Genomic DNA, 6,139 nt, shown 5'->3' on the forward strand with positions numbered 1-6,139 from the left:
CGTCCCCCCCTCCCACCCCCAGCGGCGGGGGGGGCGCGCGGGGGGGGGGCCCCCCGCGCGCCGCCCCCCCCCCCCCCCGGTCGGTACCGGCCGGCGGCGCGCCGGTCAGGCGGTGCGGCGCAGCAGCGCCAGGTACATCGCGTCGGTGCCGTGCAGGTGCGGGAAGAGCTGGACGTCCGGCCCCTCGCCGAGCGCGGGTACGCCCGGCAGCAGCGGGCGGGCGTCGATCCACTCCACGCCGCTCTCGGCGCGCAGCACGTCGTCCACCACCGCCCGGGTCTCCGCCAGGTGCGGGGAGCAGGTCGCGTAGCCGACCACGCCGCCGACCCGGGTCGCGCGGATCGCCCCGCGCAGCAGGTCCCGCTGGAGCGGCCCGAACCCGGCGATGTCGTCCGGGCGGCGCCGCCAGCGCGCCTCGGGCCGGCGGCGCAGCGCGCCCAGCCCCGAGCAGGGCACGTCCACCAGCACCCGGTCGAAGCTGCCGGGCGCCCAGGCCGGCCGGGTGCCGTCCGCGGTGATCACGGTGTACGGGCCGGGGTTGCCCGCCAGCGCGCGGGCGACCAGCCGGGCCCGGTGCGGCTGCTTCTCGGAGGCGACCAGGGCGGCGCCGCGCTCGGCGGCCAGCGCACCCAGCAGGGCCGCCTTGCCGCCGGGGCCGGCGCAGCCGTCCAGCCAGAGGCGGTCCGGGCCGTCCAGCGGTGCGGCGGCCAGCGCCAGGGCGACCAGCTGGCTGCCCTCGTCCTGCACGCCGGCCCGGCCCTCGCGGACGGCCTCCACGCCCGCCGGGTCGCCGCCCTCGGCGAGCCGCAGCGCGTACGGCGACCAGCGGCCGTCGCCGGCCTCCGGCAGCGCCGCGCGCAGTTCCTCGACGGTGGCCCGGCCGGGGCGGGCGACCAGGGTGACCTCGGGCCGCTCGTTGTCGGCGCGCAGCAGCTCCTCGACGGCGCTGCGGCCGGCGTTCTCGGGCTGCCAGCGGCCGAGCGCGTCCCACAGCGAGGAGACCACCCAGCGCGGGTGGGAGTGGACCACCGCGAGGTGGTCCTCGGCGTCCCGGTCGTACGGCGGGGCGACCTGGGCGATCCAGGCGTCCAGGTCCTGGGCGCTGATCCGGCGGAGCACCGCGTTGACGAACTTCGCCCGGCCGTCGCCGAGCACCACCCGGGCCAGCTCGACGGTGGCGGAGACGGCGGCGTGCGAGGGGATGCGGGTGGCCAGCAGCTGGTGCGCGCCGAGCAGCAGCACGTCCAGCACCGGCGGGTCGACCTCGCGCAGCGGCCGGTCGATGCAGGCGGCGACGATCGCGTCGTAGGTGCCCTGCATGCGGAGCGTGCCGTACACCAGCTCGGTGGCCAGGGCGGCGTCGCGGCGGTCCATGCCCTTCTGCTCCGCCTCGCGGAGCAGCGAGGGGAGGATCAGGTTGGCGTAGGCGTCGCGCTCGTCGACGGCGCGCAGGGCTCGGAAGGCGACGATCCGGGCCGGGTCCTTCTTCGGTCGGCGGTGCGGGCGGGGGGCGCGCTTGGCGCTGGGGGTGGTCACAGGTGCCTCGAATGTGCTGCGGACAGGGGTGAACGGTGGGGCGCGGGGGCGGCTACTCGCCGAGCCGCTCGCCGGACTCGATCCGGACGCCCCGGGCCCAGTCTGCCGCGCGCATCGGCTTCTTGCCCTGCGGCTGGACCTCGCCGAGCTCGACCTCGTGGCTGCCGGTGCCGACCCGGACGCTGTTCTTGGCCACGGCGAGCTCGCCGGGTGCCAGCGCGCTGTCGCCGGTCAGCAGCCGGACCGGGCCGGAGAGCTTCAGGCGCTCGCCGCGGAAGACCGTCCAGGCGCCGGGCGCCGGGGCGCAGCCGCGCACCAGGCGGTCCACCCGCAGGGCCGGGTGGGACCACTCGATCCGGGCGTCCTCGGGGTTGATCTTCGGGGCGAGGGTGACGCCCTCGGCGGGCTGCGGGACGGCGTGCAGGGAGCCGTCCGCGATGCCGTCCATGGTGGCGGCGAGCAGCCGGGCGCCGGAGTGCGAGAGCCGGGTGAGCAGCTCGCCGCTGGTGTCGGTGGGCCGGATCTCCTCGGTCACCACGCCGAAGACCGGGCCGGAGTCCAGACCCTGCTCGATCAGGAAGGTGGAGGCACCGGTCACCTCGTCGCCGGCCAGCACGGCGTGCTGCACGGGGGCCGCGCCGCGCCAGGCCGGAAGCAGCGAGAAGTGCAGGTTGACCCAGCCGTGCTTGGGCACCTCCAGCGCGCCGGGACGCAGCAGGGCGCCGTACGCGACGACCGGGCAGCAGTCCGGGGCGAGCTCGCCGAGCCGGGCGAGGAAGTCCGGGTCGCTCGGCTTCGCGGGCTTCAGCACCTCGATGCCGGCCTCCTCGGCGCGCTGGGCGACCGGGCTGGCGACCAGTCGGCGGCCGCGGCCGGCCGGGGCGTCGGGGCGGGTCACCACGGCGACCACCTCGTGCCGGTCGGAGGCCAGCAGGGCGTCCAGGGCGGGGACGGCGACCTCGGGGGTGCCGGCGAAGACGAGGCGCATGGGGTCCTTTCGGGAGGTCAGCGGGCGGAGCCGAAGGTGGAGTGCGGGGAGATCCGGACGGTCGGCGCCGGGCCGCCGTCCCAGTCCGCCTCGCGGATCGCCCTGAGCGCGGCCTTGCGCGCCTCGCGGTCGAGCCGGTCGATGAAGATGATGCCGTCGAGGTGGTCGGTCTCGTGCTGGATGCAACGGGCGAGCAGCCGGGTGCCCTCGATCTCGACCGGGTCGCCGTACATGTTCACGCCCTTGGCGACGACGCCGAAGGCGCGCCGGGTGTCGTACCGCAGGCCCGGCAGCGAGAGGCAGCCCTCCGGGCCGTCCTGCTCCTCGTCGGTCAGCGACAGGTCCGGGTTGATCAGATGGCCGACGACGCCGTCCACGTGGTAGGTGAACACCCGCAGCGAGACGCCGACCTGAGGCGCGGCCAGGCCCGAGCCGGGGGCGTCCAGCATGGTGTCGGTGAGGTCCTTCACCAGCCGCCGCAGCTCCTTGTCGAAGGTGGTCACCGGCCGGGCCTTGGTGCGCAGCACCGGGTCGCCGAAGATGCGGATCGGCTGGATGGCCATGGCTGCGGGGCTCCTGTCGGTGGGGGCGGCGTCGGATTCGTCGGGGCGAAGGCCATTCAGTCTATGCAATCCGTGCCCCGTCCGGTCCCGCCGGCCGCCGGACGGGCCCCGGCTCCGCATTCGGTACCGGCCTTCTCGGGACGGCGCGTTACTTGGGCCAGGGGTCGGGCGTTGGTCAAGTGGAATTGACCGGGACGCGCTCGCGTCCCCGTCCGAGCCGACGCGGTACGGAAAGGCGGCATCCAGGCCATGGCCGAGCAGATCAATCACGACGCGCGGGCGCGGGCAAGCCTGCACCTGCTGGTGCGCGACATCGAGCGGGTCCGGCGGCAGGTCGACGCGCTGCGCACGCTCACCGCCCAACTGGGGAACGTCTACCGGCCGCGCCGCCCGAGCACCTCAGCGGGCTTCGTGGTGTACGGGCGGGCGCCCGCGCCGACCGTCCGCCTGGCGCAGGAGCTGCGCGAGAGCGTGGAGACGCTGGTCGCGGCCGCGGTCGAGTTCGACCGGGCGCTCGGCTTCTCCTGGGACTCGGTCGGCTCCGCCCTCGGCGTCACCAAGCAGGCCGTCCACCGCCGGTACGGGATGCGCCGGCCCGCCAACGAGCTGCTCGCGGCGGCGTCGGTGCCCGCCCCGGCCGGGCCGCGCGAGGAACGGGCCGCGGACGCCCCGGTCGTCCCGCACGAGGATTCGGCCCCGGCGGCCGCCCCGAAGCCGCTGGCCCGGACGGTGCCGCAGGCCCGCCAGGGCGGGCTCCCCGGGCAGAGCGGGCTGGCCGGCCAGGGCGCACGGCTCGGCCGCTGACCGAGGTCGGCGGCCCGGGACGGGCCCGCCGCGGTCAGCCGATGTCGGTCGGGTCGATCCGGATCCGGACGGGCTCGGCGGTGCGCAGCGCGAGGCGGGCGATCTGCGCAGCCTTGAGGGCGGCCGCCAGCGCGGCGCCCCGGCCGGGCGCGACCCGCAGCAGGGCCCGCTCCAGCTCCTCGCCGCGGGCGGCCGGGGCGGGCACCGGGCCCAGCACGTCGGCCCCCTCGGGCAGCCGGATCAGCCCCAGCAGGTCGGCGACGGCCTGCGGCGGTCCGGTCACCGAGGCCATCCGGGAGACCGGCGGGAAGTGCAGCTGTTCGCGCTCGTCGAGCTCGGTGGCGGCGTGGCCGGCCGGATCCCAGCGGACCAGCGCCTGCACCGGGCGGGCGGTCGGCTCGGCGACCACCACCACCGCCCCGCCGGCGGAGGCCGGGCGGACCAGCGCGGCGGCGGTCAGCCAGCGGCGCAGCGCCTCCTCGCCGGAGCGCAGGTCGGGCCGGGTGAGCAGGGCCCAGCCGTCGAGCAGCAGCGCCGCCGCGTACCCGCCCTCGGCGACCGGCTCGGCCCCCGGCGTGGCGATCACCAGCGCGGGCGTGCCGGGCACGTCGGCGAGCACCGCGTCGCGCCCGGAGGTGCGCACCGGCACCCGGGGGAAGGCCTTGCCGAGCTCCTCCGCGGTGCGGCGGGCCCCGACCACCTGGGCGCGCAGCCGGAAGGAGCCGCACTCCTCGCAGTGCCAGTCCGGCTCGGCGGTGCCGCACCAGGCGCAGGCCGGCGGGGTGTCCGCGGCGCCGGCCTCCAGCGGCCCGCCGCAGGCCCGGCAGCGGGCCGGGGTGCGGCAGCGCCCGCAGGAGAGCCGGGGCAGGTAGCCGCGGCGCGGCACCTGGATGAGCACCGGGCCGCGGGTGAGGGCGTCACGGGCGGCCTCCCAGGCGACCGAGGGCAGCCGGGCGGCCTGCGCGGCCGCGTCACGGGCCTGGTCGAGGTCGGTCACGGTACGGATCCGCGGGGCGAGCGCCCGGACGGTCTCCCGGTCGGCGGCGAGCGGCCGGGCCCAGCCGGTGCGCAGCAGCTGGGCGGCCTCGACGGTCATCGACAGGCCGCCGATCAGCACCCCGGCGCCCTCCTCGGCGGCCCGTAGCAGGGCCACCTCCCGCACGTGCGGGTACGGGGCGTTGGGATCGCTGTGGCTGCCGTCGCCGTCCGACCAGACGACGAGCAGCCCGAGGTCGCGGACGGGCGCGAAGACGGCCGCCCGGGTGCCGATCACGGCCCGCACCGAGCCGCGGCTCGCCGCCAGCCAGCGCCGGTACCGCTCCTCGGGACCGGCCTCGGCGGCGAGCACGGCGTGCCGCCCGGGGCCGAGCAGTGCGGCCAGCGCGGCGTCCACCCGGGCCACCGCGCGGCCGTCGGGCAGCACGACCAGCGCGCCGCGGCCGCCGGCCAGGGTCGCGGCGACCGCCCGGGCGATCTCGTGCGCCCAGCCGGGCCCGGGCAGGGCCGTCCAGACCGCGCGCGGCGCATGTCCGGCGGCGAGCGAGGCCAGGAAGGCGGGGCCCTGCTGGTAGTGGGACCAGCCGCCGGGCTCCGGGGCGGGCGGGGGCGGCAGCGGCGGCGGGGAGGGCTCGGCCTCGGCCCGGGCGTGCCGCGGCGGCACGGCGAGCTGGAGCACGTCGGCGAGGGTGCCGGCGTAGCGGTCGGCGACGGCCCGGCAGAGGCGCAGCAGCGCGGGGGTGAGCACCGGCTCGGGCGAGACCACCCGGGCGAGCGGGGCCAGCGGGCCGGCGTAGTCCGAGGAGGCGAGCCGCTGGACGATGAAGCCGTCGTGCAGGGCGCCGCCCTCGCGCCGTCCGGAGGCACCGACCCGGGCGCCGAAGCGGACCCGGACCCGGACGCCGGGCCTGGCCTCCTCCGCCATCGAGGCGGGCACCGCGTAGTCGAAGTACTGGTCGAGGCTGAGCACGCCCTTGTCGACCAGGACCCGGGCGACCGGCAGCTCGGCGGCCGGCTCCACGCCGCGGGCGACCCTGGGCCGGGCGCGGCGCACCGTCTCCCGGATGAAGGCCAGCTGCTCGCCGGCCCCGTCTGCGCTGCTCATCGCTCCAGTCGTATCAGAAGGGTCCGACACCGCCGCAGGCGGCGGGGCCCCCCGATGGGTTGCCGCCCCAGGGGGTTTGGGGGGTTGGTACGGGCCTCGCGCCGCGGCCCTGTTTTTCTACTAGACGCGGGGCGGGGGCGCCCCGCT

At 78.0% G+C, this 6,139-nt stretch carries 5 protein-coding genes; 1 reads left to right on the forward strand and 4 read right to left on the reverse strand.

The window, feature by feature from the left end:
* Positions 1 to 105: 105 nt before the first annotated feature.
* Genes ACFV0G_RS02255 through def form a run of 3 tightly spaced genes read right to left on the reverse strand, consistent with a single transcriptional unit; the run spans position 106 to position 3,087 of the window.
* On the reverse strand, positions 106 to 1,536 hold the full coding sequence (locus tag ACFV0G_RS02255; protein WP_380540178.1) for an RsmB/NOP family class I SAM-dependent RNA methyltransferase: 1,431 nt from the start codon (positions 1,534 to 1,536) through the stop codon (positions 106 to 108).
* Between the two features lie 52 nt (positions 1,537 to 1,588).
* Positions 1,589 to 2,524, reverse strand: coding sequence for a methionyl-tRNA formyltransferase (fmt, locus tag ACFV0G_RS02260; RefSeq protein ID WP_380540181.1), 936 nt, complete (start codon positions 2,522 to 2,524; stop codon positions 1,589 to 1,591).
* 17 nt (positions 2,525 to 2,541) lie between these two features.
* On the reverse strand, positions 2,542 to 3,087 hold the full coding sequence (gene def, locus ACFV0G_RS02265; protein WP_380540184.1) for a peptide deformylase: 546 nt from the start codon (positions 3,085 to 3,087) through the stop codon (positions 2,542 to 2,544).
* A gap of 249 nt (positions 3,088 to 3,336) precedes the next feature.
* Here def and ACFV0G_RS02270 point away from each other — a divergent pair, with 249 nt between their 5' ends.
* The gene (locus tag ACFV0G_RS02270) at positions 3,337 to 3,891 is read left to right on the forward strand and encodes a hypothetical protein (RefSeq protein WP_380540187.1); all 555 of its coding nucleotides are present in this window, start codon (positions 3,337 to 3,339) and stop codon (positions 3,889 to 3,891) included.
* Positions 3,892 to 3,925: 34 nt separating this feature from the next.
* On the opposite strand, the gene ACFV0G_RS02275 is transcribed toward ACFV0G_RS02270, so the two are convergent.
* The gene (locus ACFV0G_RS02275) at positions 3,926 to 5,992 is read right to left on the reverse strand and encodes a primosomal protein N' (RefSeq protein WP_380540190.1); all 2,067 of its coding nucleotides are present in this window, start codon (positions 5,990 to 5,992) and stop codon (positions 3,926 to 3,928) included.
* Between the last annotated feature and the right edge of the window lie 147 nt (positions 5,993 to 6,139).

Source organism: Kitasatospora sp. NPDC059571 (genome assembly GCF_042735675.1).
Lineage (GTDB): Bacteria > Actinomycetota > Actinomycetes > Streptomycetales > Streptomycetaceae > Kitasatospora.

Excerpts from the sequence above, each read along its gene's own strand:
- fmt (WP_380540181.1), bottom strand. The coding sequence starts at position 2,524 with ATGCGCCTCGTCTTCGCCGGCACCCCCGAGGTCGCCGTCCCCGCCCTG.
- def (WP_380540184.1), bottom strand. The coding sequence starts at position 3,087 with ATGGCCATCCAGCCGATCCGCATCTTCGGCGACCCGGTGCTGCGCACC.
- ACFV0G_RS02270 (WP_380540187.1), top strand. The coding sequence starts at position 3,337 with ATGGCCGAGCAGATCAATCACGACGCGCGGGCGCGGGCAAGCCTGCAC.
- ACFV0G_RS02275 (WP_380540190.1), bottom strand. The coding sequence starts at position 5,992 with ATGAGCAGCGCAGACGGGGCCGGCGAGCAGCTGGCCTTCATCCGGGAG.